Origin of the sequence: Nesterenkonia sp. AY15, from assembly GCF_022565855.1 — a bacterium.
Taxonomy (GTDB): Bacteria; Actinomycetota; Actinomycetes; order Actinomycetales; family Micrococcaceae; genus Nesterenkonia.
The window spans coordinates 487,574-512,409 of sequence record NZ_JAJOYV010000001.1 but is presented as its reverse complement, the minus strand read 5'-3'; the positions used below and the strand labels follow the sequence as shown (position 1 = coordinate 512,409).

24 protein-coding genes are annotated in these 24,836 nt (G+C 67.9%); 9 read left to right on the top strand and 15 right to left on the bottom strand.

The window, feature by feature from the left end:
- Window positions 1-56: 56 nt before the first annotated feature.
- Window positions 57-1,577, bottom strand: coding sequence for a M50 family metallopeptidase (locus LSI54_RS02275; protein WP_241477649.1), 1,521 nt, complete (start codon window positions 1,575-1,577; stop codon window positions 57-59).
- Window positions 1,574-2,866: a 1-deoxy-D-xylulose-5-phosphate reductoisomerase gene (gene dxr, locus LSI54_RS02270; protein WP_446740408.1), complete on the bottom strand. Its 1,293-nt coding sequence runs from the start codon at window positions 2,864-2,866 to the stop codon at window positions 1,574-1,576. Before dxr ends, LSI54_RS02275 begins: the two co-directional genes overlap by 4 nt.
- A 100-nt stretch (window positions 2,867-2,966) precedes the next feature.
- Between dxr and LSI54_RS02265 the strand changes: the two genes are divergently transcribed.
- A complete protein-coding gene (locus LSI54_RS02265; RefSeq protein WP_241464070.1) occupies window positions 2,967-3,434 on the top strand; it encodes a GNAT family N-acetyltransferase in 468 nt (155 codons plus the stop codon).
- 2,631 nt (window positions 3,435-6,065) lie between these two features.
- A complete protein-coding gene (locus LSI54_RS13245) occupies window positions 6,066-6,320 on the top strand; it encodes a response regulator transcription factor (RefSeq protein WP_370642692.1) in 255 nt (84 codons plus the stop codon).
- Window positions 6,321-6,336: 16 nt separating this feature from the next.
- Here the strand turns inward: LSI54_RS13245 and LSI54_RS02255 are convergent, their stop codons facing one another.
- A complete protein-coding gene (locus LSI54_RS02255; protein WP_241477646.1) occupies window positions 6,337-6,906 on the bottom strand; it encodes an RNA polymerase sigma factor in 570 nt (189 codons plus the stop codon).
- A 336-nt stretch (window positions 6,907-7,242) separates the two neighbouring features.
- On the opposite strand from LSI54_RS02255, the gene LSI54_RS02250 reads away from it, so the two are divergent.
- Window positions 7,243-8,343, top strand: a complete 1,101-nt coding sequence (locus LSI54_RS02250) for a Gfo/Idh/MocA family protein (RefSeq protein WP_241477645.1) — start codon at window positions 7,243-7,245, stop codon at window positions 8,341-8,343.
- A 116-nt stretch (window positions 8,344-8,459) separates the two neighbouring features.
- Here the strand turns inward: LSI54_RS02250 and LSI54_RS02245 are convergent, their stop codons facing one another.
- From LSI54_RS02245 to LSI54_RS02230, 4 genes are read right to left on the bottom strand one after another with little or no spacing between them, the layout of a single operon-like run.
- A complete protein-coding gene (locus LSI54_RS02245; protein ID WP_241475532.1) occupies window positions 8,460-9,992 on the bottom strand; it encodes a sodium/solute symporter in 1,533 nt (510 codons plus the stop codon).
- A complete protein-coding gene (locus LSI54_RS02240; protein ID WP_241477644.1) occupies window positions 9,989-10,519 on the bottom strand; it encodes a hypothetical protein in 531 nt (176 codons plus the stop codon). Before LSI54_RS02240 ends, LSI54_RS02245 begins: the two co-directional genes overlap by 4 nt.
- Entirely contained in the window at window positions 10,519-11,277 is a 759-nt protein-coding gene (locus LSI54_RS02235) for a LytR/AlgR family response regulator transcription factor (protein ID WP_241477643.1), read from the bottom strand. The genes LSI54_RS02240 and LSI54_RS02235 overlap by 1 nt, the downstream gene beginning before the upstream one ends.
- Window positions 11,277-12,164 (bottom strand): sensor histidine kinase, encoded by an 888-nt coding sequence (locus tag LSI54_RS02230; RefSeq protein ID WP_446740365.1) that lies wholly within the window; start codon window positions 12,162-12,164, stop codon window positions 11,277-11,279. The genes LSI54_RS02235 and LSI54_RS02230 overlap by 1 nt, the downstream gene beginning before the upstream one ends.
- Window positions 12,165-12,381: 217 nt before the next feature.
- Between LSI54_RS02230 and LSI54_RS02225 the strand changes: the two genes are divergently transcribed.
- Both LSI54_RS02225 and LSI54_RS02220 read left to right on the top strand, forming a co-directional pair.
- Window positions 12,382-12,744, top strand: a complete 363-nt coding sequence (locus LSI54_RS02225) for a DUF485 domain-containing protein (protein ID WP_241464062.1) — start codon at window positions 12,382-12,384, stop codon at window positions 12,742-12,744.
- Window positions 12,744-14,402: a solute symporter family protein gene (locus LSI54_RS02220; protein WP_241477642.1), complete on the top strand. Its 1,659-nt coding sequence runs from the start codon at window positions 12,744-12,746 to the stop codon at window positions 14,400-14,402. Before LSI54_RS02225 ends, LSI54_RS02220 begins: the two co-directional genes overlap by 1 nt.
- A gap of 86 nt (window positions 14,403-14,488) precedes the next feature.
- On the opposite strand, the gene LSI54_RS02215 is transcribed toward LSI54_RS02220, so the two are convergent.
- The 7 genes from LSI54_RS02215 to rpsB all read right to left on the bottom strand — a co-directional run bounded on the left by LSI54_RS02215 (window position 14,489) and on the right by rpsB (window position 19,897).
- A complete protein-coding gene (locus tag LSI54_RS02215; RefSeq protein ID WP_241477641.1) occupies window positions 14,489-14,863 on the bottom strand; it encodes a hypothetical protein in 375 nt (124 codons plus the stop codon).
- 283 nt (window positions 14,864-15,146) lie between these two features.
- The gene (locus tag LSI54_RS02210) at window positions 15,147-15,704 is read right to left on the bottom strand and encodes a DivIVA domain-containing protein (protein ID WP_241464056.1); all 558 of its coding nucleotides are present in this window, start codon (window positions 15,702-15,704) and stop codon (window positions 15,147-15,149) included.
- A gap of 2 nt (window positions 15,705-15,706) precedes the next feature.
- Window positions 15,707-16,561, bottom strand: coding sequence for a phosphatidate cytidylyltransferase (locus LSI54_RS02205; RefSeq protein WP_241464054.1), 855 nt, complete (start codon window positions 16,559-16,561; stop codon window positions 15,707-15,709).
- A complete protein-coding gene (gene frr, locus LSI54_RS02200) occupies window positions 16,561-17,118 on the bottom strand; it encodes a ribosome recycling factor (protein ID WP_241464052.1) in 558 nt (185 codons plus the stop codon). Before frr ends, LSI54_RS02205 begins: the two co-directional genes overlap by 1 nt.
- Window positions 17,119-17,183: 65 nt before the next feature.
- The gene (gene pyrH / locus LSI54_RS02195) at window positions 17,184-17,906 is read right to left on the bottom strand and encodes a UMP kinase (RefSeq protein WP_241464050.1); all 723 of its coding nucleotides are present in this window, start codon (window positions 17,904-17,906) and stop codon (window positions 17,184-17,186) included.
- A gap of 190 nt (window positions 17,907-18,096) precedes the next feature.
- On the bottom strand, window positions 18,097-18,936 hold the full coding sequence (gene tsf, locus LSI54_RS02190) for a translation elongation factor Ts (RefSeq protein WP_241464049.1): 840 nt from the start codon (window positions 18,934-18,936) through the stop codon (window positions 18,097-18,099).
- A 19-nt stretch (window positions 18,937-18,955) separates the two neighbouring features.
- On the bottom strand, window positions 18,956-19,897 hold the full coding sequence (gene rpsB / locus LSI54_RS02185) for a 30S ribosomal protein S2 (RefSeq protein WP_241477640.1): 942 nt from the start codon (window positions 19,895-19,897) through the stop codon (window positions 18,956-18,958).
- Between the two features lie 529 nt (window positions 19,898-20,426).
- Between rpsB and LSI54_RS02180 the strand changes: the two genes are divergently transcribed.
- Together LSI54_RS02180 and LSI54_RS02175 are read left to right on the top strand one after the other, a co-directional pair.
- Window positions 20,427-20,849: a M23 family metallopeptidase gene (locus LSI54_RS02180; protein ID WP_241477639.1), complete on the top strand. Its 423-nt coding sequence runs from the start codon at window positions 20,427-20,429 to the stop codon at window positions 20,847-20,849.
- 79 nt (window positions 20,850-20,928) lie between these two features.
- Window positions 20,929-22,128, top strand: a complete 1,200-nt coding sequence (locus tag LSI54_RS02175) for an FUSC family protein (RefSeq protein WP_241464043.1) — start codon at window positions 20,929-20,931, stop codon at window positions 22,126-22,128.
- A gap of 47 nt (window positions 22,129-22,175) precedes the next feature.
- Here LSI54_RS02175 and LSI54_RS02170 read toward each other — a convergent pair whose 3' ends face one another.
- On the bottom strand, window positions 22,176-23,276 hold the full coding sequence (locus LSI54_RS02170; protein WP_241464436.1) for a glycosyltransferase family 4 protein: 1,101 nt from the start codon (window positions 23,274-23,276) through the stop codon (window positions 22,176-22,178).
- A gap of 67 nt (window positions 23,277-23,343) precedes the next feature.
- Between LSI54_RS02170 and LSI54_RS02165 the strand changes: the two genes are divergently transcribed.
- The gene (locus LSI54_RS02165; RefSeq protein WP_241477638.1) at window positions 23,344-24,402 is read left to right on the top strand and encodes a zinc-dependent alcohol dehydrogenase; all 1,059 of its coding nucleotides are present in this window, start codon (window positions 23,344-23,346) and stop codon (window positions 24,400-24,402) included.
- 45 nt (window positions 24,403-24,447) lie between these two features.
- On the top strand, window positions 24,448-24,834 hold the full coding sequence (locus tag LSI54_RS02160; protein ID WP_241464040.1) for a 6-pyruvoyl trahydropterin synthase family protein: 387 nt from the start codon (window positions 24,448-24,450) through the stop codon (window positions 24,832-24,834).
- Window positions 24,835-24,836 lie beyond the last annotated feature (2 nt).

Below are 24,836 nucleotides of genomic sequence, written 5' to 3'. Positions count from 1 at the left end.
GGGGCATCGGCGAGGGCCACCCGCCTCTCCCATGGTACCGCCCGGTGTGGACGCGGCTAGTCGAAGAGGCGGATCGGGTTCACGATGTCCGCATAGATCAACAACACGCCCATGACCAGCAGCATTCCAACGACCACATAGGTCAGCGGCAGCAGCTTGGAGATGTCGAAGGGTCCCGGATCCGGGCGGCCCAGCAGCTTGGCGAGTCGACGGCGCAGGCTCTCATACAGCGCCCCGGCGACGTGGCCGCCGTCGAGCGGCAGCAGCGGGATCAGGTTGAACACCATCAGCGCCACGTTGACCCCTGCCACCAGGGAGATCAGCGAGGCGAAGCGGGACTCCAGCGGGATCTCCTCCTGAGCGGAGAGCTCCCCGGCGATCCGCCCCACACCCACCACCGAGAGCGGCCCGTCGGGGTCCCGCTCGGCGGAGGTGAAGGTGGACACGGCCACGTCGTAGAGGCGCACCGGCAGGTTCGCGACGACGGCACCGACTGCCTTGGACTGCTCCCACACCACCGGCCCGGCCTCCCAGAACGGCTGCTGGACCAGCTCCTGGTCAGCACCCATTCCGATGAAGCCCACCGGTTCGGTGATGAGCGCGCCGTCGTCGTCACGCTGGGCCCGGCCCAGCCCGTCGCTGATCGGTCGCTCGGTGAGGATCGGGGTCAGCGTGGTGGTGGTCTCCTCACCGGCGCGGACGTAGGTGACCTCGCTGGACTCGTCGGCCGACTCGCGGATCAGCTCGGTGAGCTCGTCCCAGGTGTCCACCGACTGACCGTTGAAGGCGAGGATCTGATCGCCCGGGCGCAGACCCGCCTCATAGGCCGGTCCGGCGGGGTCGTCGGCGGTGCATTCGCTCTGCCCGGCGTCGGCGGCATCGGCGGAGACCACGCATTCGAAGACCTCGCGGACCGTGGTGTTCGGTTCGGCGGTGCCGTGGAAGGAGATGATCCCGGCGGTCAGCGACAGCGCGATCAGCCCGTTCATGGCCGGGCCGCCGAGCATGATGATGATCCGCTTCCAGGTGGGCAGCCGGTAGAACATCCGGTCCTCGTCCCCGGGCTGCAGATCCTCGGCCGCGACCTCGCGGGCGTCGGCGGAGAGCTGCTGGAAGATCCCGGTGGACTGCGAGCGGACGGTCTTGGTCGTCGTGCCGGGCCCGCTGCCGGCTCCGCCGCCGTCAGCACCTGCACTCGACGACGACGCGGCGGGGGCGCCGTACTGGGCGCCGACCTCGCGCAGATAGGGGTCCCGCGGGGCGGCATCCTCGCCCAGGGCGGCCTCGACCGATTCGTGGTCCTCCTCGGCGGGGTGGTTCATCGTCCCGGTCTCATCCGGGGGCGGGTACATCCCGATCATCGCGACGTAGCCGCCCAGCGGGATCGCTTTGACCCCGTATTCGGTCTCGCCGCGGCGGCGGGACCACAGGGTGGGGCCGAAGCCGACCATGTACTGGGTGACGCGGACCTTGAAGAGCTTGGCAGGCAGCAGGTGCCCGATCTCATGCAGCGCGATGGACAGCGCGATCCCGAGGGCGACGATCACGATGCCGGCGATCATCAGCAGCGCGATCATGCGCGCACCTGGACTGATCCGGCGGCGATGCGCTCATCGGCGGCGGCCCGGGCCCAGTGCTCCGCGCCCAGGACCTCCTGGAGCGAAGGTGCGGCGGGGCTGCTCGCGGGGTGGTAGCGCTCAAGCACGGCTTCGACCGTGGCGACGATGCCCGGGAAGCTGAGCCGGCCGGCGTGGAAGGCCTCTACGGCTTGTTCGTTGGCGGCGTTGTAGACGGCCATGTGGGTGGGTGAGGCGGCGCAGGCGCTCTTGGCCAGGGCGACGGCGGGGAAGGCCTGCTCATCGAGCGGCTCGAAGTCCCACTGCATGGCCTGGGTCCAGTCGATGGGCACATCGATCTGCTCGAGGCGTTCGGGCCAGGAGAGTCCCAGCGCGATCGGGATCAGCATCCGTGGGTGGCCCGCCTGGGCGATGGTGGAGCCGTCCCGGAACTGGACCATCGAGTGGATCCACTGCTGCGGATGCACCACGGTCTGGATGTCCGCCAGCTCGATGTCGAAGAGCAGATGCGCCTCGATCACCTCCAGCGCCTTGTTCACCATGGTCGCGGAGTTGGTGGTGACCACCCGGCCCATCGCGTAGTTCGGGTGTTTCAGCGCCTGGGCGGGGGTGACCTCGGCGAGCGCGGCGGCGTCCCAGCCGCGGAAGGGCCCGCCGGAGGCGGTGACCACCAGGCCGGAGACCTCCGAGGCGCCGCTGAGCTGGGAGTTCCCGTGTGCGGGGACGGAGCAGAGTCCACGCTCATGTCGACCGGAGCTCAGCGCCTGCGCCAGCGCGGAGTGCTCGGAGTCCACCGGGACCAGCTGTCCCGGGCGCTGCAGCGCCTCGGCGACCAGCGCGCCGCCGACCACCAGTGATTCCTTGTTCGCCAGCGCCAGGGTGGCGCCGGAGCGCAGCGCGGCGAGGGTGGGGCGCAGACCGATGGAGCCGGTCATCCCGTTGAGCACGACGTCGGCGCCGGACTCTCCGGCGATCTGCACGGCCGCTTCCTCACCGGTGAGGATCTCGGGGCGGCGCCCGGCCGTGCCGACCGCCGGGGCCGAACCCGGCGAGCCGGCTGACAGCGCCCGCTGAAGCTCGCCGGCCGCGCCGTAGTCGGCGATCCCGACCAGCTCGGCGCCGGTTGCGGCGACCTGCTCGGCCAGCAGTGCGGCATTGGACCCCGCGGCCAGAGCCACGACCTCGAATCGGTCCGGGTGTGCGGCGATGACCTGCAGCGCCTGGGTTCCGATGGAACCGGTAGAACCGAGGATCGCCACGCGGCGCTTGGGGGAAGCCATAGCCACCATTATGGCGCACCGAGGTCGCCCGTGATGGGCGTGCACAGTACGCTGGGAGCACAGCAGTTGCAGACCCATGCGGCCACAAGCCGATGAAGGAGCCTCACCGATGATCACACTGCGTGCAGTGGAGACCGAGGACCTGGAGCAGTTCTTCGTGTTCCAGCAGGATGCCGACGCCGCACATATGGCCGCATTCGCCTCGACCAACCCCAAGGACCGCAGCGTCTTCGACCACCATTGGGGCGAGCTGCTGAACTCCGATGACATCATCGTGCGCACCATCGATCGGGACGGCCAGCCTGTCGGCTCGATCGCCGCGTTCGAGGATGAGGACAGCCGGGAGATCACGTTCTGGATCGAGAAGCGCTTCTGGGGCCAGGGCATCACGACCGAGGCCGTGCAGAAGTTCCTCACCGAGTTCCCCGAACGCCCCGTCACCGCCCGCGTGGTGGTGGACAACCTCGGCACGCTGAAGATCCTGGAGTCCCTGGGCTTCACCGAGACCGGTGAAGAGTCCAGCTTCTCCAACGTCCGCGCCAAGGTGGTGCAGGAGAAGATCCTGCAGCTGGGCTGAGCGGCCCGGCGACTCCGCCGGCACCCTTGCCGCGCCTGCACCCTTGCTGCGCCTGCACCCTTGCTGCGCCTGCCGCGCTGAACAGTGTCAAATCGCGAAACACTCATGACATTGTTCTGACCTGGGCCTAGTATGTGTTCAATGCCACTGACGGTGACGTCTTGAACCTAAGGGGGTCCGCGCGTGAACGCCACAGCCGCCAGGGTCGCGATGGGTCGAGACCCGGAGCGCGCGAAGGTGCTGCGCGCGATCTACAGCACTCTTGCCGGGCGGAGTGCCGTCTGCTTCCTCGAGGGCACCATCGGTTCTGGGAAGTCCACGCTCGCGGGCGAGGCGCGGGCCTGGGCGGCCTCCGCCGGACTGACCGTCATGGCCGTCTCCGACCTGACACCAGACGCAGAAGTGGGCGAGGCGCTGCAGCAGCACGGACCGGGCCCGTACTGCCTGGTGGCCGATGACCTGCACCTTGTCGAGCCCGGGATCCAGGCCTCCCTGGAGCAGCTGATCGATCATGGCGCGCTGACGCTCAATGCTGGTCCTCCGGTGCTGATCATCGCTACTGCCTCCCCCACCACCGATCCACTCACCCGTCGGCTCGCGAAGATGGCCGCGCAGACCGGGACCCGGATCACCCTGCGTGGCATCACAGAGCACGAGCTCGACAAGCTGCTGCGCCAGCACGGCCATCGCCTCGCCGAAAAGTCTCTCGCTGTGGTGCACGCCCGTGCGGCCGGAAACCGTGGCATCGCGCTGCGCCTCGCCGGCGCCGGACTGACCTCCGACGCCATGGCCCGCTCAGCGATTCCACAGTCATTCCTGCAGCCCGAACTCGAGCAGATGGCACCATGTCTGCGCACCTTCCTCGAGGTCCTCGCCCTCGACGGCGGCGACTCGTCGACCGGGCAGACCGCGGAGGTCGCCGCACTCGCCCTCGAAGCGGCCACCCGCACGGTGACGGCCGCGTTGGACGTCGATTCTCTGGTCGATGCGCTCAATCCCATCCTGACCGGCAATGGTCGAGAAGTGCGTCTTCACGATCAAGCCTGGCGCGAGGCGACGGTCGCGCTGATCGAACCTGCCAGGCGTCGGCAGCTGCATGATCTCCTCGCCCGGCGCACGAGCGGTCTCGCACAGGCCAGACATCTCAGCGCGGCCTCCCCAGACGGGGACCCCGAGCTCGGCGACACCCTCGAAAGCGAAGGGATCCGAGCGCTGGAAGCGGGAGACTATTCCTCCAGTGCGGAATACCTGGCGCTGGCCATGGGTGTCAGCCGTGGGCCCGAACGGAACCGGCGGATGGTCTCCTCCTGTCTCACCGTGGGCATCGCGGAGAACCCGGGCGGCATGGCCTCCCTCTTCACGGAGGTCGGGCTGCTCGAAGACCCCGCCCTGGCCGCGTTCTTCCACGCCGGACTGGCTTTCTTCACCGGTCGGCTCGCCGAGGCCCGCCGCCTGCTGCTGACCCAGCTGCGCAATCCATGGTCGAACAAGTCCTTGGACGATCTCACTCATTGGCGCATGCTGATCCTGCTGTGCTCTGTGGAGATCGCCGCGGCCGATGCGCGTGCCGCACAGGCCGCCGTCGCGGCGGCACAAAGCCTTGAGGTCGAGCCCGCCACCCCCATCGACAGGGCCCTGAGCCGAGTGCTGGTCATGCACGAGGTCTACGCGCTGTGGAACTCCGGAGCAGTTGAGGAGTCCATCACTCGTCTGAATGCCTTCCTGATCGAAGCCGCCGATACCGCCGAACACACCGATGCGCTCTACTTCCGCGCACGCGCGCACTTCTACGCCGGCCATACGACTGCCGCACTGGATGATCTGGAGCGCGCCGAGGAGGGCCGGCATCGCCGGGTGGTCCCTGCGGCGGCCCAGCGCGGAATGGCTGAACAGGCCATGATGGAGTTCCAGCTGGGACGCTGGACCGACGCGATCCTGCGCGCGGAGCGGGTGATCGCAATGGCTCGCACCACGCACGACTGGCGTGGTCTCGCAAGCTCCCATGCGGTCCTGGCGATGGCCGCCGTCGCCCATGCCGATGAGACCGCCGCTGCCGAACATGCTGACTGGCTGAGTCATCATGTGACCACCTCCAGCGCACTGCCCCTCTATAACGTCATGACCGCGATGGCCTGGACGGCGAGGATGGCTGGGGACCAGGAGCGGGCCCTCTGCGTGATCGCCGATTTTCGGGGCAGCAAGCTGAGCACCTGGACCGAGCGCGTGGGCCTCATCGGGTGGCGGGCGCTGGAGATCGAAGCGCTGCTGGACCTCGAGAATCCAACCCGAGCGCGGCTTGCAGAGGCCGAGCGACTCCTGGCGACGTTCTCGCAGAAGGTGGCCGCGCACCCCGCGCTGCCGCTGCCCTATGGCCACCCGCAGGCGCTGCGGGCCAAGCTCGCCGCGCAGCGCGGAGATCTCATGACTGCCGTGGCGGACTACCGGTCCGCCATCTGGCTCACCGCAGACTTTCCGCACACCAAGGCCCGACTCCACCACAGCCTCGGCGTCGTCCATCGCGAACGCGGAGAGCACACCGAGGCTGACGATCAGCTCGAGGCGGCGCGGGACATCTTCGCCCAGCTCGGCGCTGCTCCGGAGCTGACCGCGGTCAAGGGCAGACTTCTCTCCGTGGCTGGCCGCTATGCCTCGCTCACTCCGCGGGAACGGGACATCGCTCACCTGATCTCTCAGGGGCGGACCAATCGTCAGATCTCCGAGAGCCTGTTCGTCTCGCAGAAGACCGTGGAGTATCACGTGGCGAACCTGCTGCCGAAGCTGAGGATGGACTCCCGGCGTGAACTCTGGACCGCGGCGGCGGTGACCTCGCAGCGCACCAGCCCCCCGGAGCAGACGCCGGGATTCGCACCCGGCGTCCGCGCCTGAGCCGGGACCAACCAGCTCAGTCGTAGGCTCGCGCGACATCATCGGCCCCTCCGGCCGCGAAGGCATCTCCCTCCTCGCGCGCATGCCCTCCCAGGGCCGTCCGCAATGATCTCAGCCCGTAATACATCCGCGTCCGCAAGGTCGCGACCGGAACCCCCGTCTGCGCCGAAAGCTCCGAATAGCCGACGCCGTTCAGCTGAACAGCGGCGATCACCTGGCGGTGCTCGTAGGTGAGTGTGGCCAGGGCCTCATAGAGGACCAGCCGCTCCACAATGAGGATGTCCTCCGTCACCTGCTCGCTCGGCCACTGCATCTTCTCCAGATCCGACGGCGCCGGGCGCCGGGCGCGGGCGCGCAGGGAATCGATGATCAGGTTCCGCGTGATGGCGAACAGCCATGTCCGCACCGAACCCCGTTCGCTGCGGTAGAGGTCTCTGTTTCGCCAGGCGCGGATGAAGGCCTCCTGAACACAGTCCTCTGCCTCGGCTCGGTCACCCAGGGCCTTGCGCGCGAAGGAGAAGAGAGCCCCTCCGTGCGCGGCAAAGGCGTCACGGACGTCCAACTCTGTGTCATCTTCTGCCCGCATCGGAGGCACCCCCTCGTGTGGCGGTGGAGCGCTCCTGGCAGCTGCGGGTCGAGAACTGGTCTTGACTGGAAGGGAGTGGGCTGAGGGCAGGCGGCGGGGCAGTCACGGCGGAGCTGGGAGGAACAGGCATAGCGAAGCATCCCGGAGATCTGGCAGGGAGTCCTGCAGGGGTGGATCCACCGGCGAAGGGGCCGGCGGGCCCTTGTTCACTCTAGAGACTAAAGTCCACACCCCCCGGGGTGCCCTGGGGTGCCACCCTAGGGTTTTGCCGCTGCGCAGACCATTGTCCGAACCAGCAGCCTGAGGAAAACTCCTGCTCGGTGTATTCTCAGGCCCATGACTGTGAGCCACGCAACGCCGGCGTTTCCGGAAGATTCTCCCCTCGACTCCGCTCGCTCCGCCGAGACACAGGTCGAGACACACCCCGCGGCCCCCGCTCCACGCCCGGGTTCACTGCGCTGGGGCATCCTGGCCACCGGGTTCATCGCCGGGCAGTTCACCTCCGATGCGCTGATCGCCGGCCTCGACGTGCGCGCCGTAGGCTCCCGCTCTGCGGAGTCCGCGCAGCGCTTCGCAACCACCTATGGGATCCCCCGCGCCCACGACTCCTATGAGGCGCTCGTGGCGGACCCCGAGGTCGACATCATCTACGTGGCCACCCCGCATCCGATGCACCGCGAGACCGCCGGGATGGCGCTCGAAGCGGGCAAGCATGTGCTCGTGGAGAAGCCGTTCACGCTCAACCGCGCCGAAGCCGTGGAGCTGCGCGACCTCGCCGCGCGCCGGGGACTGCTGGTCATGGAGGCCATGTGGACCCGATACCTGCCGCATATGCGCCGGATTCGCGAGATCATCGCCGCCGGCGGAATCGGCGAGGTCCGCACCGTCTTCGCCGATCACACCCAGTCCCTGCCCACCGACCCGGAGCATCGGATCAACGCGCTGACCCTCGGCGGCGGCGCCCTGCTGGACCTCGGCATCTACCCGATCTCCTTCGCCTGGGACATCCTCGGCGAACCGATCAGCATCCAGGCCGCCGCACATTTCGGTGCCACCGGCGCGGACACCGAGGTCGCCACCGTGATGACCCACCTCTCAGGGGCACTCTCGACGACGACGACCTCCTCGCGCGCGAAGGGCCCCAACACCGCCCATATCGTGGGCACCGAAGGGCGGATCGACATCGACGGGGTCTGGTACACCTCGACGGACTTCAGCCATCGCGCCGCCGACGGCACGCTGCTGGAGCGCTACGAGTCTGCCCGCAACGGTGTGGGCATGCAGCATCAGGCCCTCGCGGCCGAGGACTACGTGGCCCGCGGGGTGCTCGGAGGCGAGCGGCTCAGCGTGGACGATTCGGTGCGGATCATGGGCACCCTGGATGAGATCCGTGCCCAGATCGGACTGCGCTACCCGGGCGAGCCACGGCTGCGCTGAAGTTCAGCTGCACCTGAACTTCAGGTGCACCGAACTTCAGGTGCACCGAGCTTCAGGCGCCCTGACCTTCACGTGCACCGAGCTTCAGGCGCCCTGCTTCTCGGGCCGGCTGCGCGTCAGCGGCCCGGCCGCAGCGCGGCGAGCTCAGGCGTGTGCAGCCGTTCCATGACCGCATCGGTGTGACTCGGCGGCTGTTGACGACCGAACCTGCTCACCAGCACCGTCACCGCGAAGGCCAGCGGGACGCACCACAGCGCCGGGGAGACCAGCAGCTGCATCGCTCCGTCCTGCACCGGGCCCTCCCCCAGGGCCAGACCCAGCACCTGCGCGGTCAGCGAGCTCACCGCGCCCACCGTCATGCCCCAGAACGCGCCCTGCGCGGTGAGCCCGCGCCACCACACCCCGAGCAGCATCACCGGGGCCAGCGCGGAGGCGGTGAAGGTGAAGACCATCGCCACCGCACCGGCGAGCGCCAACTCGGAGGTCGCCGATCCCACCACCAGCGGGACCGTGATCGCCAGCAGCGCACCGAGCCGAAATCCGCGCACGGTGCCGGAGAAGAACTCCTGCGAGAGCACTCCAGACACCGAGACCACCAGCCCCGAGGTGGTGGAGAGGAACGCAGCGAAGGCTCCCCCGGCGATCAGCGCGGTGAGCAGGTCGCTGGCCAGACCGTCGAAGACCGCGGCAGGCAGCCGCAGGATCGCGGTGTCGTGGCTCAGACCACCGGTGCCCGCCAGCGCACCGGCCCCCGTCGTCGTGCCCCAGACCATCCGGGCGATGACCCCGAGCAGCACCGGCAGCAGGTAGAACAGCACGAGCAGGCCCAGCAGGAAGGTGGTGGTGCGGCGGGCGGCGCCGCCGTCGGGGTTGGTGTAGAAGCGGACCAGGACGTGGGGCAGCCCGAGGGTGCCCATCATCAGGGCCACCATCACGGAGAGGCTGCGGGAGAACTCCCCCCACTGGTCCCCGGAGTCGCTCAGCGAGGCCAGCCCGGCGGACCAGGCGCCGTTGAACTCCGGCAGCTCCAGCCGCTCCCAGAACCCGACCTGGAGCAGGATGAACACCGTGGGCACCAGCAGCGCGGTGAGCTTGACCCAGTATTGGACCGCCTGGGCGAGGGTCACCGAACGCATCCCGCCGGTGAGCACCACGAAGAGCACCACGAGGGCGACCAGCAGCGGTCCCACCCAGCCGGGCGCCCCGCCGGTGGCCGAGAGCGCGATCGAGGCGCCATGGAGCTGCGGGACGATGTAGAGCCAGCCGGCGGCGACCACGACGATGACCGTCATCCTGCGCATCATCGCGGAGCGGAAGCGCAGCACCACGAAGTCCGGGATCGTATAGGCCCCGGATCGGCGCAGCGGGGCGGCCATGAACAGCAGCACGATCAGGAAGCCTGCGGTGTAGCCGACCGGGAACCACAGCCCGTAGGTCCCGTGGGCCAGGATCAGCCCGGCCACGCCCAGGAAGCTCGCTGCGGAGAGGAACTCCCCGGCGATCGCCGAGGCGTTCATCCAGGGCGGGACCCGGCGTGAGGCCACGAAGAAGTCCCCGGTGCTGCGCGAGAGGCCCGGGCCGCCGAGCAGCAGGGTCACCGCGCACACCAGGGCGACGGCGCCCAGGACGGCGATCTGCTCACCGGTCACCGCGGGTCCTCGGCGGTCGGGGCCGTCTGGGCGTTCGGGGCGGTCTGGGCGGTCTGGGCGGTCTGGGCGGGTGAGGCTACGGCTGCTGTGCGGGGCCTGGCGCCGGGGCTCTGCAGGCTGAGTCCGAGCACCTCGGCCCACAGCTGCTCATTGGCCTCTGAGCGCCGGCGGAAGTACCAGGCCAGGCCCAGCAGCACCGGGAAGAAGCCGACGCCGGGGACGGCCCAGGTCAGCGGCACGCCCCAGAGCGTGAGCGATCCGAGCCCGGTGGTGACCAGCAGCAGGCTGGTCACCACCACGGTGCAGAAGAATCCGACGCCGAGGATCAGCGCGAGCCGCAGCTGGGCGCGGATCAGCGCACGCACCGCCTGGGCGCGCTGATCGGAGTCTGCTCCGGCGGTACGGGCGTGGTCGGCGGCCTGGCTGCGGGTCAGCAGCGCCTCGCGCACGGTGGGCACCGCCTCGGGGCCGCGCACGGCGATCCGCAGGGCGGCGGGGCCGGTGGGGCCTGTGTCGGAGTCGCTCATCAGCGGCCGGTCTCCAGGCGCTCGCGCACCTGGGGCATCAGCCGTCGGCTGACCTCAAGCTCGGCACCGGGCACTTCGATGAGCATCCGTCCCTGTCGGCGGGTCACCCGCTGCACGTGGATGAGGTTGACCAGGGAGGACCGGTGGGTGCGGATGAACCCGTGCTCCTCCCAGGCCTCGGCAAGCTCCGCGAGCGGGGTGCGCAGCAGGTAGGTCCCGGCCTGGGTGTGGAGCCGGGCGTAGTCTCCATGGGCCTGGACCCAGCGGATGTCCTGCAGGTTCACCAGCACCGTGGAGTCTCCCTGCAGCACCGCGACCCTGACCGGCTCGGGCCGATCCTGCGCGGCGGTCTCCCGGGCCGCCGCCGCCCGACGCAGCGCCTCGGCCAGCCGCTCGGCGCGCACCGGTTTGAGCAGATAGTCCCGGGCTTCGAGCTCGAAGGCCTCCACCGCCGGATGGGCATCGGCGGTCACGAAGACCACCTGCGGTCCGGCCTCAGCCTGGGGCTCGACCGCCGGGAGGTCCCGCAGCCGGCGCGCCAGCGCCAGACCGCTCATCCCGGGCATGTGGATGTCCAGCAGCACCACATCGATCCGTCGCTGCTGCAGCACCTGTTCCGCGCTGCGCGCGTCCGCTGCGGTGAACACCTCGCCCGCCTGGGGTTCGGCGGCGAGCAGCCACTTCATCTGAGACAGCGCCAGCGGTTCGTCGTCGACCACCAGGACGGTCAGGCCCTGCGGATTCATGCTCGCTTCCATCAGGATCCTCCCTGGGGCTCATGACGCTGGACTGGCTGCTGCTCTGGGCGGTCTGGGTGGTGCTTCTCGGGCTGGAACGGATCGGGCTGAAACTTCGGGACCCGCATGGAGACCTTCATCCCGGCCCCGAGTGCGGTCTCCACCACCAGCCCGGCGTCGGCGCCGTAGGCCTGGCGCAGCCGCAGATCCACATTGCGCACCCCGATGTGGGCGTTGCCAGCCTCCCCGTGGAGCACCTGATGCATCGCTTCGGGATCTGCGCCGTGCCCGTCGTCCTCCACGCTGATCTCGGCATGGGTGGCCGTGTCCGCGGCCCGCAGCCAGACCGTGCCGGATCCGGAGTCCGAATCCATTCCGTGGCGAACCGCATTCTCCACCAGAGGCTGCACCGCAAGGAAGGGGATGCGCACGCCGAGCACCTCCGGGGCGATCTGCAGCTTCACCTGGATGCGGTCGCCGAAGCGCGCCTTCTCCAGCAGCACATAGCTTTCGACCGCGGCCAGCTCCTCGCGCAGCGTGGTGAACTCCCCCTCGGCGCGCAGGCTGTACCGGGTGAAGTCTGCGAAGTCCAGCACCAGCTCACGCGCCCTGACCGGGTCGGTGGGAATCGTCGCGGCGATGGCGTTGAGGCTGTTGTAGATGAAGTGCGGGGAGATCTGCGCGCGCAGCGAGCGCAGCTCTGCCTCGACGAGCTGGCGCCGCAGCTGCTCCTCCACCGGCGCCTCGCTCAGCTGTGCCCGGATCTCCGGGCTGATCACCGCATCCCGGGTCGAGGCGGGGCCGGCGTCGTCGTCGTGGGTGCGGTAGAGCAGGACGGCAGCCAGGATCACCCCGACCACCAGGGCCAGGGCGAGCACCAGGGGGGCGAGCTCTGCCAGGAAATTCATCGTGCTCATCCTATGAGGGCGCGGGTCGATCTGTTGCACAGCTCATGATCCGACCGCCAGGCGCAGCCCGATGACCACTCATCGCTAATCCAGTGCCGCTCATCGCACAACATCGCGCTGAGGCCGATCGTGACCCGGGTCACACTGCACTCTGGAGGTACACACATGTGACCGAGGCCCGCTTCCGCGTGCCGACGCTACTTTCTAAGGAGCCGCAATGACACAAGTCAATGCCCCCGACGCGGGGCCCGTTGACTACCAGGAGGTGCAGGCGCGCGAAGACTTCCAGGAGCTTCGCCGGACGCACCGGAGCTTCGTCTTCCCGATGACGGCGTTCTTCCTCATCTGGTACATCGCGTTCGTGATCGTCGCCGCGTTCTTCCCGGACGTGATGGCGATCCCGGTCTGGGGAAACATCAACCTCGGCCTGGTGCTCGGACTCGCGCAGTTCGTCACCACATTCGTGATCACCGGACTCTATGTCTGGTTCAGCAACTCGAAGATGGACCCGAAATCCTCGGCGATCCGCATCGAGCTCGAAGCCCGAGGCGCGGGCCTTCCTGAGGAGGACAAGCACTGATGAACTCCCTGATCAACGCATCGATCACAGATGCCGGACTGACGCCGCTCGCGACCGCGGCCGCGGAAGCGGGCTCCGACGTCGGCAGCCCGCTGGCGAACATCTCCATCTTCCTCGTCTTCGTGGGCGTCACGCTGTTCTTCGTGATCCGCGCGTCGAAGAACACCAGCACCGCCGCCGACTACTACGCAGGCGGACGCTCCTTCTCCGGCACGCAGAACGGCACCGCCATCGCCGGCGACTACCTCTCGGCGGCGTCCTTCCTGGGCATCGTGGGCGCCATCGCGATCTACGGCTACGACGGCTTCCTCTACTCCATCGGCTTCCTGGTGGCATGGCTGATCGCCCTGCTGCTGGTCGCCGAACTGATGCGCAACACCGGCAAGTTCACCATGGCCGACGTGCTCAGCTTCCGTCTGCGTCAGCAGCCGGTCCGCATCGCCGCAGCCATCTCGACCCTTGCGGTCTGCTTGTTCTACCTGCTCGCACAGATGGCGGGCGCCGGCGCGCTGGTCGCGCTGCTGCTCGGCATCGAGAGCGGGATCGGTCAGTCACTGATCATCGCTGTGGTCGGCTCGCTGATGATCTTCTACGTCTTCATCGGCGGCATGAAGGGCACCACCTGGGTGCAGATCATCAAGGCCACCCTGCTGATCGCCGGCTCTGCCGTCATGACCGTCTGGGTCCTGGCGCTCTACGGCTTCAACTTCTCCGAGCTGCTCGGCGCAGCGGTGGACAACACCGGTGAAGAGGCTCTGCTCGAGCCCGGCCTGCAGTACGGCGCGGATCTCTTCACCAAGCTGGACTTCATGTCCCTGGGCATCGCACTGGTTCTGGGCACCGCCGCCCTGCCGCACGTGTTGATCCGCTTCTACACGGTTCCCACCGCCAAGGACGCACGCAAGTCCGTCGTGGTGGCCATCGCCCTGATCGGCGCGTTCTACCTGTTCACCCTGGTGCTGGGCTACGGCGCAGCGGCACTGCTGGACACCGAGACGATCCTGGCAGCACCCGGCGGGCAGAACTCCGCGGCACCGCTGCTGGCCTACGAACTCGGCGGGACGTTCCTGCTGGGCTTCATCGCCGCCGTCGCCTTCGCCACCATCCTCGCGGTGGTCGCGGGTCTGACGATCACGGCCTCGGCCTCCTTCGCCCACGACGTCTACGCCCAGGTCATCAAGAAGGGCAAGATCGACTCCGCCGGCGAGGTCAAGGCTGCCAAGATGACCGTGATCGTGGTCGGCATCCTCGCGATCCTCGGTGGCATCGGTGCACAGGGGCAGAACGTCGCCTTCCTGGTGGCGCTGGCCTTCGCGGTCGCCGCCTCGGCGAACCTGCCGACGATCCTGTTCTCGCTGTTCTGGAAGCGCTTCACCACCCGTGGCGCGCTGTGGTCCATGTACGGCGGACTCGGCTCGGCGCTGCTGCTGATCGCCTTCTCCCCCGTGGTCTGGGGCCGCGACACCTCGTTCTTCCCGGAGATCGACCTGGCGCTGTACCCGCTGACCAACCCGGGTCTGGTCTCGATCCCGCTGGCCTTCCTGCTGGGCTGGATCGGTTCGCTGACCTCGAAGGTGGCGGAGGATCCGGCCAAGCAGGCCGAGATGGAGATCCGCTCGCTGACCGGTGTCGGCGCCGAGAAGGCCGCCGACCACTAGGCCTTCTTCACCCCCATTCGTTGAGGGGCGGATTCTACGAGTACTTCATGCCGGAAACGGCAGAGGCTGCTCGGAGAATCCGCCCCTCAACTGTGTGCGGTGGGATTTTCGGGACGCCAGCCTTGCTGCACCAGGACACACTGGATGCGTTGGATCCCACGGCGCCCCTGATCCCCCATGTGGTCCGCGGTGATCCTGACCTCGAGCCAGCCCAGCTGCTCGGTGATCTCGCTGCGGCGCACATCTTTGCGGACGCTGACCGGTGTGGAGTGGAGCTCCTCCCCCTCGTACTGGATCGAGACGCGGAACTCCGGGATCGCCAGGTCAGGCTCGAACCACGGGTGCCCGCTGGGATGCCGGATCACCGGATTCACCCGCGGTTCAGGCAAGCCTGCGAGGTCGACGATGAACCGCTCAGGCACCGTGATCCGGTGCCCCACAACCAAGTCAGGCCGCTGCACGCGGGAACCTCCTGCGGGGCTGCTGATATGGAACGGCGGCGCGGCATGCCGGAGGCCAGGAGACGCGCCCGTCGTCGTCCTGTCGCCGGCACGAACTGCGCGGGTCGGCGGCGACCATCCCGGGGCAGGTCCAGTGACTCCACGGTATTCAGTGCACACCCGGGCAACGCGCCAGGGGCGGCCGAGGCCTCGGCTGTGGAGCCGGAGCAGCTGATCCGGTCCTGGGGAAAACTCCGCGGAGCCGGGTCCCAGGACCCTCAACGAGAAGAGAGAAAGGAAAGGGTCAGCCGACGGAGGCCATGATCTCGGTCATCTTGTCCAGGAAGGCGTCCACCTGGGCCTCGTCGTAGCCGTTGTGGCCGTGGGCGCCGCTGAAGGTGATGGTGCGGACCTCGTCGACGCTCATCGGGTTCTCACCGTCGAGGTACTGCTCAAGCTGGCGGCAAAGCTCGTCGACCTGCTCCTTGCGGTAACCGTTGGAGGCCGAGTGCGCGGGCTCTCGGAAGCGTCTGCCGTCCGGGCGGGAGAGCCGTCCGCGCAGCGGCTCAGCGCGCTCGGCGAGCATCTCGTACCAGGCGTCCTCGCCGTGGGCATCGATGTACTTGTCCCGCTCGGCGCTGGCGAAGGCGTCCTCAAGCCGGTCCAGCGCGCCGTCCACCTCAGCAGGGTCATAGCCGCCGCCGGTCATGGAGAAGCTGACGTCACGGATCTCCGACAGGGCCATGCCCTCGCCGGAGTCATAGGCCACGCGGGCCCGAGCCATGAATTCGTCAACCTCGTCGCGGTTGTACCCCTGCTCCTGGTCGCTCAGAAGCGTGAACAGTGCAATCTCGTTCGCCATGGTCATAATCCTAGTGGCACTCCGCCGGCATCCGCGTTAAGCGCCACGATCACGAAGAACGCGGTGGGCATCGCGAAGACCAGCGAGTCCAACCGATCCATCACTCCGCCGTGACCTGGGAGGAGTCGAGACATGTCCTTGATGCCGAGCTCGCGTTTGACCATCGACTCGGAGAAGTCGCCCGCGGTGGAGGCGATGACCACGGCGACAGCGAGCACCGCGCCGATGTAGACCGGCTCGTCGAAGATCAGCCAGGAGGCCAGCACCCCGACGCCGGTGGCACCGAGCAGCGAGCCGCCGAAGCCCTCCCAGGACTTCTTCGGACTGATCTTCGGCGCCATCGGGTGCTTGCCGAGGAACACCCCGAAGATGTAGCCGAAGGTGTCGTTCGAGACCACCAGCAGCACGACGACGACGAGGCGCCAGTCACCCTGGTCGAGGTTGAGCAGCAGCACGGCGAAGGACATCATGAACGGCACCCAGCTGGCCACGAAGATCGAGGACAGGATGGAGCGCCCCGGATCCCGGACCTTCCAGAGGGCTGCCGCGACGACGATGGCCAGTCCGGTGGCGATCAGCGCCAGCGTCAGCGCCTCCACCCCGCCGAAGTAGGCGGCGGTGGGCATCGCGACGGCACCGAGGAACAGCGGAATCTTGGGGAGCCGAAGCTGGTGTCCGTTGGGGGTCACGCGCGTCTCAAGCGCGCGGGCCACCTCCCAGACACCCATCGAGAGCAGGATCGTCCAGACCAAGATCAGCATCAGCTCGAAGAAGAAGATCCCGAGCAGTGCGGGTACCAGCAGGACGACGCCGGTGATGATGGCTGCGGGCAGATTCCTCCCAGCTTTGCCCGACATCAGACTTCGAGCAGCTCAGCTTCTTTGCGCTTGCTCATCTCGTCGATCTTCTCGACGTAGGTCTTGGTGAGGCTCTCGAGCTCCTTGGTGCCCCGCTCGCCGTCGTCCTTGCCGACCTCGCCGTCCTTGATGGCCTTCTCGATGATCTCCTTGGACTTGCGCCGGGTGTTGCGCACCGAGACCTTGTGGTCCTCGCCCTTGGACTTGATCAGCTTCACGTACTCCTTGCGGCGCTCCTCGGTGAGGTCCGGGATCGTGATCCGGATCTGTTTGCCGTCGTTCGAGGGGTTGGCGCCGACCTCGGAGTCGGAGAGCGCCCGCTCGATGTCGCGCATCGCGGAGACGTCGAAGGGGGTGATCAGGATGGTCTTGGCATCCGGGGTGGCGAAGGAAGCCAGCTGCTGCAGCGGTGTGGCGGAGCCGTAGTAGTCCACCAGCACGCGGGAGTAGATCGCCGGATTGGCTCGGCCGGTGCGCACGGTGCTGAAGTCGACCGAGGTGGCCTCGATGGCTCGTTCGAACTGCTCCTTGGCATCTGCCAGGGTCTCATCAATCACGGGGGTCTCCTTAGGGGATGACGTTGAGGATGGAATTGAGGTTCAGTCTAGTCGGGGCCACCAGGTCAGGGGGTGACCAGCGTGCCGATCTCCTCGCCGAGCAGGGCACGGGTCACGTTGCCCTCCCCCTCCATGCCGAACACGCGCATGTTGAGGTCGTTGTCATTGCACATGGTCATCGCGGTCTGGTCCATGACCCGGATGTTCTTGCGCAGCGCATCGGTGTAGGTCAGGTGATCCAGCTTCTGCGCGTCGGGGGTGGTCTTCGGGTCCGCGGTGTAGACCCCGTCGACCCCGGACTTGGCCATGAGCACCATGTCGGAGTGGGTCTCCAGGGCGCGCTGGGCACAGACGGTGTCGGTGGAGAAGTAGGGCATGCCCGCGCCGGCGCCGAAGACGACCACCCGGTCCTTCTCCATGTGGCGCACGGCGCGCAGCGGGATGTAGGACTCGGCGACCTGGCCCATGGTGATGGCGGTCTGCACGCGGGTGGGCTGGCCGGCCTGCTCCAGGAAGTCCTGCAGCGCCAGCGCGTTCATCACGGTGCCCAGCATGCCGATGTAGTCGGCGCGGGCCCGATCCATGCCGGCCCGGGAAAGCTCGGCGCCGCGGAAGAAGTTGCCGCCGCCGACGACGACGGAGACCTCCACCTTGCCCTTGACCGCGGCGATCTGCTCAGCGATCCCGCGGACCGTGGCCGGATCGACTCCCACTGCGCCTCCGCCGAAGACCTCTCCGGAGAGCTTCAGGAGCACTCGGCGGCGGTGTGTCGGTGTCTCTGCGGTCATGGGTGTCCTCCAGGGGATCGTGGGGCGTCGGTGGTGCGGTCTTCCGGGCTGCTGGGACCCGGTGAGGCCGGTGTGGGCACAGAAAAGGGGGTGACCACCTCGTGTGAAGTGGTCACCCCCTTGACGTCTGAACTGTTGAGCTGCGACCAGTCTAGTGGTCAGCCGCCCTCCACTTCAGCTGCGTTGAGTATCAAGCTCCGACGCGGAAGCGAGCCAGACCCTTGGCAGACGTGCCGGCGGACTCGAGGACCTGGGTGACGGTCTTCTTCGGGTCCTTGGCGAACGGCTGGTCGACCAGCACGTTGTCCTTGAAGTACGCGTTGGTGCGACCTTCGATGATCTTGGTCATCGCCTGCTCGGGCTTGTTCTCGGCCCGGGCGGTCTCCTCGGCGATGCGGCGCTCGTCTGCCACGGTCGCTGCGGGGACCTCGTCGCGGGTCAGGAACTGCGGGGACAGCGCGGCGGCGTGCACCGCGATGTCGTGAGCAGCCTCTTTGGCCTGATCCGAGTCGGCGTCGACGGCGAAGAGCACGCCGACCTGAGCCGGAAGGTCCTTGGAGGTCTTGTGCAGGTAGGCGTCCACGAAGGCACCCTCTACCGTGGCAAGACGACGCACGACGACCTTCTCGCCGAGGATCGCACCCTCTTCGGTGACGAAGTCGACGAGCTTCTTGCCCTCGACGTCGGCCTCCAGGAGTGCCTCCACGGTGGTCACGTCGTGGGCGACAGCGGTCTCGAGGACCTTGTCGGCCAGTGCGACGAACTTCGCGGACTTGGCCACGAAGTCGGTCTCGGCGTTGATCTCGACCAGGAAGCCCTTGGTGCCGTTGACGACCTTGGCGGTGACCAGGCCCTCAGCGGCGGAACGGCCTTCGCGCTTGGCGGCACCCTTGAGTCCGCGGATACGGATGGCCTCGAGGGCCTTCTCGGTATCGCCGTCGGTCTCGTCGAGAGCCTTCTTCACGTCCATCATGCCGGCGCCGGTGCGCTCACGCAGGGCCTTGATGTCTGCAGCGGTGTAGTTCGCCATAGAAAAGCAGTTCCTCTCTTTACTTGACTTCTTCAGCCGGAGCTTCGGTGGACTCGGTGGACTCGGCAGCGGGCGCCTCTGCGGCCGGCTCGGACTGCTCAGCCTTGGCGGGCTCGGCGGCCTCGTCTGACTGCTCGGTCTTTGCTGGCTCTTCGGTCTTGCCGGACTTCTCAGTCTCGGCGGACTTCTCAGTGGCGTGCTGCTCGAGCAGCTCGCGCTCCCACTCGGCCATCGGCTCTGCAGCCGTGCCGGAGCCGCCGCCGCGCTTGGATTCGCGAGCCATGAGGCCATCGGCCACGGCGTCGGCGATCACGCGGGTCAGCAGGTCCACGGACCGGATGGCGTCGTCGTTGCCCGGGATCGGGTAGTGGACGTCATCGGGATCGCAGTTGGTGTCGAGGATGGCGATCACGGGGATGCCGAGCTTCTTGGCCTCATCGACGGCCAGGTGCTCTTTGTTGGTGTCGACGATCCAGACCGCGGAGGGGGTCTTGGTGAGGTTGCGGATACCACCGAGATTGGACTGCAGCTTGGTGAGCTCGCGGCGCATCAGCAGCAGTTCCTTCTTGGTGTGACCGGAGCCTGCGACGTCGTCGAAGTCGATCTCCTCGAGCTCCTTCATGCGCTGGACGCGCTTGGAGACCGTGGCGAAGTTGGTCAGCATGCCGCCGAGCCAACGGTGGTTGACGTAGGGCTGACCGACGCGGGTGGCCTGCTCGGCGATGGCTTCCTGGCCCTGCTTCTTGGTGCCGACGAAGAGGACGGAGCCGCCGTGGGCGACGGTCTGCTTGACGAACTCGTAAGCAGTGTCGATGTAGGAGAGGGACTGCTGGAGGTCAACGATGTAGATACCGTTGCGCTCGGTGAAGATGAAGCGCTTCATCTTCGGGTTCCAGCGGCGAGTCTGGTGACCGAAGTGGACACCGGAGTCGAGCAGCTGGCGCATGGTGACGACAGGCATGGTATTTCCTTTCAATGCCGGGCTTGGAACATGGAGGACATGCCTCATGCAGCTCCGGCTGGGTTTCTCGGTTGGACAGTGGCCCGGTTCTCTCGGGCTCCTGGCAGAAGAGGGAGGGGACTCGCGTTCTCTCCGCACGGCTGTCCCAGAGTAGAGAACAGCTGTCATGCGGACCGATGAGAAACGCCCCGATCGCTCGGGCAACCTCTGCGCGTAGTCAGCTGATTCAGGCATGCCGAGGCACGAAGAAGTCAACTGCTGGGGTTCAGCTTAGCGGCTCGACGCCGTTTTCCCCAACCGCCACAGGGATCCGCCAGCGCCCTGGATGCTCCACACATCGGCGGACTCGCGGGGATCGGAGTTCGGGGTGGTCGAGGCTGGGTGCATGGGCAGGCGGGGGCGAGGATTCACGGAGGCGAAGGTCGCGGCGCTGAGTGTCGCGCTGCTGATTGTTCTGGGCGGGCTGACGCCGGCCTCGGCGGGGTCATCGGCGGTGGAGCCCTTCTCGGCGGGGCGCTCTTCGCCAACGATGGCACAGGCGCCCTGGCGGCTGCCCGTGACCGCGGATGAGCTCCGGCCCTTCGCCAGGCCCCCCTCCCCCTGGGGTCCAGGGCACCGCGGGGTGGACCTGGGGCCGCTGAGCGTCGGGGCGACCATCAGGGCTCCGACGGACGGTGAGGTCAGCTTCACGGGCGTGGTGGTGGATCGTCCGGTGCTCTCCATCCGACACGGGAAGGGGTACCTCAGCTCCTTCGAGCCGGTGGAGACCACTCTGGAGGTCGGCGATCGGGTCAGCGCCGGGGATCCGGCGGGGACGCTCGCTGCCAGCTCAGGCCATTGCGATGCACCCTGCCTGCACTGGGGCGTGCGGCTCTATGGGGAGTACATCAACCCGCTGCTGCTCACCGGCGACGTCGAAGCTTCGGTGCTGCTGCCGCTGGGCGACGAGTGATGGTGCCGGTGGAGGGCATCGAACCAGATCTAGTAGGCTCTTGTCCCCCGATCGCCGACCAAGACCCCGAGGAGCACGCGTGGCCCGACGTTCCCAGGAGGAGACGACGAACCGCAGCCACCAGGACGCGAAGAACACCCCTGGGCGCAGCCCGGCATCTGAAGGGGATGCCAGGAAGATCCGACACCTGGTGCAGCGGCCGGAGTTCCTCACCGATCTGCTGCAGATCCTCAAGACCGTGATCGCAGGCACCGGTGCCTGGTGGGTCTCCACCTCGGTGCTGGAATCCGAGCTGGCGTTCCTCGCGCCGTGGACCGCGCTTCTCACCGTCCACGCCACGGTCCATCGTTCGCTCTCCCGCGGCATCCAGACCACCATCGCATCGAGCCTCGGCGTCGGTCTCTCCTTCCTGATCGGCTACTTCCTCGGCGTCAGCCTGTGGACCTTCGCCCTGGCCCTGCTGGTCGGGGTGGTCGCGGCTCGGATCTCCTGGATCCGCGATGAGGGGATCGCGATCGCCACCACCGCGATCTTCGTGCTCGGCAGCGGCTTCGATGATCAAGCGGGGCTGCTCGATGACCGGATCCTCGAAGTCGCCGTCGGTGTGGCCGCCGGCCTGCTGGTCAACCTGCTGATCGTGCCGCCGCTGCGAGACAAGCAGGCCAGCCGCTACGTGGACAGCATCAATGAGCGCATGGGCAGCGTACTGGTCAGCATCTCCCAGGAGTTCTCCGATTCATGGGACACCGATCAGGCTGAAGCATGGTTCCGGGAGACCGAATCGATGACCGAGGAGCTGAACTCGGCCTGGACCGTGGTGCGCTTCGCCCGTGAATCTCGCCGGGCCAACCCCCGCGCGCGGCAGGGCATTCAGAGCTTCGAGGTCAGCAGCTGGAACTCCGAGCAGGCAAGCTACGAGGAGATCCTCGAACGCGTCGACGAGGGGATCTCCCATCTGCGGCACCTGGCTCGCACCCTGCGAGAGGCGACCTACACCGACGGGGAATGGGACCATCGCTTCCGCGAACAGTGGGCACAGATCGTCGGAGACGCGGGCCGGGCGATCGCAGATCCCGATGCCGAGGTCGCATCCATGCACGACAACCTCAGCTCCCTCTCCACCGAGATGTCAGAGGGCGAGGGACTGCCCGGAGACTCCTGGCCGCTCTACGGCTCCCTGATCTCCAGCGTGCGCCACATCGTCGTCGTCGTCGACGACGTCGCCTCGGCGCGCCAGGCGCGTGAAGCGACATCCGAGAACCCGACCGTCTCGCACTGATCCGCGCGAGACACCCTCCGGGGTCAGCACGAGACAGTCCACCTGGGTCAGCGCCGGGCCGCCCGCCCGTGCCCGGCGAGGCGCTCCCCCAGCGCGACCAGCGCTGAAGCCGAGTCCGCCCAGGAGAACTCCTGGCTTCGCGCCCGGGCCGCGATCGAGGCGCGGGCGAAGGTGGCAGGGTCCTGAAGTCGGCGCACCGCCTGGGCTAGGGCTTCAGCATCCTGCCCGGGGACCACCTGGGTGCCGGCCTCCGCCATCGCCGCTCCCCCGATCTCGCGGAAGATCGGCAGGTCGGAGACCACGCAGGGCGTGCCATGGGCCATCGCCTCCACCACGGGCAGACCGTAGCCCTCCGCCTGGGAGAGCGTCACCAATGCGCTGGCCCGCCGCAGCAGGGTGCGATAGTCGGCGTCGGAGATCCCGTGGTGGAAGACCAGCTGTTCAGGGTCGGCCGCAAGGGTGCGGAGCTGCGCCTCGCGGGCGGCCTGGATCGGGCTGCACAGGTGCAGGGTGTATCCGGGCAGCCGGTTCAGGCCCGCGATGACGGATTCGACGTTCTTGTACCCCATGAAGGACCCCATATAGATGAGCTCCTTCGTCGGCGCCGCGCCCGGTTCGCGGGGGCACTCGACCGCGGGCGGAGCATTGGAGATCAGCTCCACCGGCCTGCGGGTGAGCCGGTGCCGGCGGATCAGCCCGCGGGTGGTCTCGGAGACGGTCGCAACGGCGTCGGCCTGGTTCAGCACCAGCCGCTGAGGCAGATAGGAGAGGTGGTAGGCCCGCCAGCCGAGGCGCACCAGTGCGGGCAGATCCCGCGGCGGGGTGCGGTGTGCGTAGTAGATCAGGTCGTGCAGGGTGAGGATCAGCGGGTAGTTCCGGCCCCGTCCCCCCATGGTCTGCATCGGGGAGAACACCACGTCTGGGCGGTGCGGATTGATCTGCCGGGCGACCCAGGGCTCCCGAGCCGAGGTCGGCGAGGAGATCTGCAGATGAGGAAGGGCTGGGAGCAGGTTCAGCTGCTGCGGATCGCTGATCAGCATGGTGACATCGGCCTGTTCGGCGGCCGCCTCCACCAGGGAGGCGGTGAACCTGGAGATGCCGTCGTGGACCTGGGTCCGGGTGTACCGGCAGTCGAAGAAGAGCTTCAGCACATGCCGATTCTGGCACAGCCGTCGACGGGGCGACGGAGTGGACGGCTCTGGCATGATGAGTGTCATGAGCGAGTTGCGTTTCACCGGTGTCAGCGCGGATGTCCAGGGCCACGGCCAGACTCCCGAAACCTCTCGCCAATATTGGACGGAGTCCGCCGACACAGGGGCGCTGCGCGATGTCCCACTCCCGTCGCCCCGCCCCGGCGAGCTGCTGATCGAGACCCTGCACAGCGGCATCTCCCGCGGCACCGAGTCGCTGGTCCACCGCGGCGAGGTGCCCGCGAACATCACCGAAGTCATGCAGGCCCCCTTCCAGCTCGGCGAGCTGCCCTTCCCGGTCTCGCACGGCTATCTCAACGTCGGGGTGGTCCGGCAGGGCAGCGAAGCGCTGATCGGGCGGACGGTCTTCACCCTGGCCGGGCACCGCGAACATGTCGTCGTCCCCGAGTCCGCCGCCCACGTGCTCCCCGAAGACTGCCCCCCGCAGCGGGCGCTGCTCGCCGGGATCGGCGAGGTGGGACTCAACGGCCTCTGGGAGGGGCCCGTGATGGTCGGCGACCGGGTCGCCGTCGTCGGCGGCGGTCTGATCGGGCTGACCACGGCGCTGCTGGCCTCGAAGACGGCGCTGCAGCGTCTGCAGGTCGTGGAGATCGACGCCGAGCGGCGAGCCTTCATCGAATCCCTGGGCCTGGACGCCGTCACCCCCGAGGAGGCTGGACTCGACAACGATGTGGTCCTGCACAGCTCGGCCAGCTCCTCAGGGCTCGCCACCGCACTGCGTCTGGCCGGTGACGACGCCGTGGTCGTGGAGCAGTCCTGGTACGGCACCGGAGATCAGCAGATCCCGCTGGGTGCCGACTTCCATGCCCGCCGGCTTCGCATCGTCGCGACCCAGGTCGGTCAGGTGTCCGGCCCACGGCGGATGCGCCGCACCCGCGGCCAGCGTCTCGCCATGGCCTTAGGCCTGCTCGACTCCCGCTTCGACATGCTGATCAGCGGGCACTCGCCGCTGGCCGAGCTGCCTGCCGTGATGCAGGACGTCGCCACCGGTGCGCCCTGGACCCGGGAGCAGATCCTGCACGTGATCGATCACCCGCTCGCCGCGCACTACGCCTTCGGGTGAGGCTCGCGCAGCGACGATTCCCATCCACCACCACCTAGGAGAGCCATGAGCCGATTCCGCCTGACCGTCGATGACCACATCATGATCGCGCACAGCCTGAAGGACCCGTTCTTCGGACCGGCGCAGAACCTCCATGGCGCCACGCTGAGCATCGAGGCCAGCTTCTTCCGCGAGAGCCTCAACGAGTACGGCGTGGTCCTGGACATCGGGGCCGCCACCGAGCTGCTCGCCGCCACGCTGGAGCCGCTGCGCTATAAGAACCTCGACGAGGTGACCGAGCTCGCCGAGAAGTTCACCACCACCGAGGTGATCATCGAGCACATCGCCGAGAAGCTGGTCGCGGGACTCCCCGCCGACCATGGGCTCACGGCGCTGGAGGTGCAGGCCGAGGAGCACCCCCGGGCCCGCGCGTCGGTCAGGGTTCAGCTCTGAGC

Excerpts from the sequence above, each read along its gene's own strand:
- dxr (WP_446740408.1), bottom strand. The coding sequence starts at position 2,866 with ATGGTGGCTATGGCTTCCCCCAAGCGCCGCGTGGCGATCCTCGGTTCT.
- LSI54_RS02275 (WP_241477649.1), bottom strand. The coding sequence starts at position 1,577 with ATGATCGCGCTGCTGATGATCGCCGGCATCGTGATCGTCGCCCTCGGG.
- LSI54_RS02235 (WP_241477643.1), bottom strand. The coding sequence starts at position 11,277 with ATGGAAGCGAGCATGAATCCGCAGGGCCTGACCGTCCTGGTGGTCGAC.
- LSI54_RS02180 (WP_241477639.1), top strand. The coding sequence starts at position 20,427 with ATGGCACAGGCGCCCTGGCGGCTGCCCGTGACCGCGGATGAGCTCCGG.
- pyrH (WP_241464050.1), bottom strand. The coding sequence starts at position 17,906 with ATGACCGCAGAGACACCGACACACCGCCGCCGAGTGCTCCTGAAGCTC.
- LSI54_RS02205 (WP_241464054.1), bottom strand. The coding sequence starts at position 16,561 with ATGTCGGGCAAAGCTGGGAGGAATCTGCCCGCAGCCATCATCACCGGC.
- LSI54_RS02160 (WP_241464040.1), top strand. The coding sequence starts at position 24,448 with ATGAGCCGATTCCGCCTGACCGTCGATGACCACATCATGATCGCGCAC.
- LSI54_RS02240 (WP_241477644.1), bottom strand. The coding sequence starts at position 10,519 with ATGAGCGACTCCGACACAGGCCCCACCGGCCCCGCCGCCCTGCGGATC.
- LSI54_RS02265 (WP_241464070.1), top strand. The coding sequence starts at position 2,967 with ATGATCACACTGCGTGCAGTGGAGACCGAGGACCTGGAGCAGTTCTTC.
- LSI54_RS02255 (WP_241477646.1), bottom strand. The coding sequence starts at position 6,906 with ATGCGGGCAGAAGATGACACAGAGTTGGACGTCCGTGACGCCTTTGCC.
- LSI54_RS02220 (WP_241477642.1), top strand. The coding sequence starts at position 12,744 with ATGAACTCCCTGATCAACGCATCGATCACAGATGCCGGACTGACGCCG.
- LSI54_RS02210 (WP_241464056.1), bottom strand. The coding sequence starts at position 15,704 with ATGGCGAACGAGATTGCACTGTTCACGCTTCTGAGCGACCAGGAGCAG.
- rpsB (WP_241477640.1), bottom strand. The coding sequence starts at position 19,897 with ATGCCTGTCGTCACCATGCGCCAGCTGCTCGACTCCGGTGTCCACTTC.
- LSI54_RS02225 (WP_241464062.1), top strand. The coding sequence starts at position 12,382 with ATGACACAAGTCAATGCCCCCGACGCGGGGCCCGTTGACTACCAGGAG.
- LSI54_RS02230 (WP_446740365.1), bottom strand. The coding sequence starts at position 12,164 with ATGAATTTCCTGGCAGAGCTCGCCCCCCTGGTGCTCGCCCTGGCCCTG.
- tsf (WP_241464049.1), bottom strand. The coding sequence starts at position 18,936 with ATGGCGAACTACACCGCTGCAGACATCAAGGCCCTGCGTGAGCGCACC.
- LSI54_RS02250 (WP_241477645.1), top strand. The coding sequence starts at position 7,243 with ATGACTGTGAGCCACGCAACGCCGGCGTTTCCGGAAGATTCTCCCCTC.
- LSI54_RS02165 (WP_241477638.1), top strand. The coding sequence starts at position 23,344 with ATGAGCGAGTTGCGTTTCACCGGTGTCAGCGCGGATGTCCAGGGCCAC.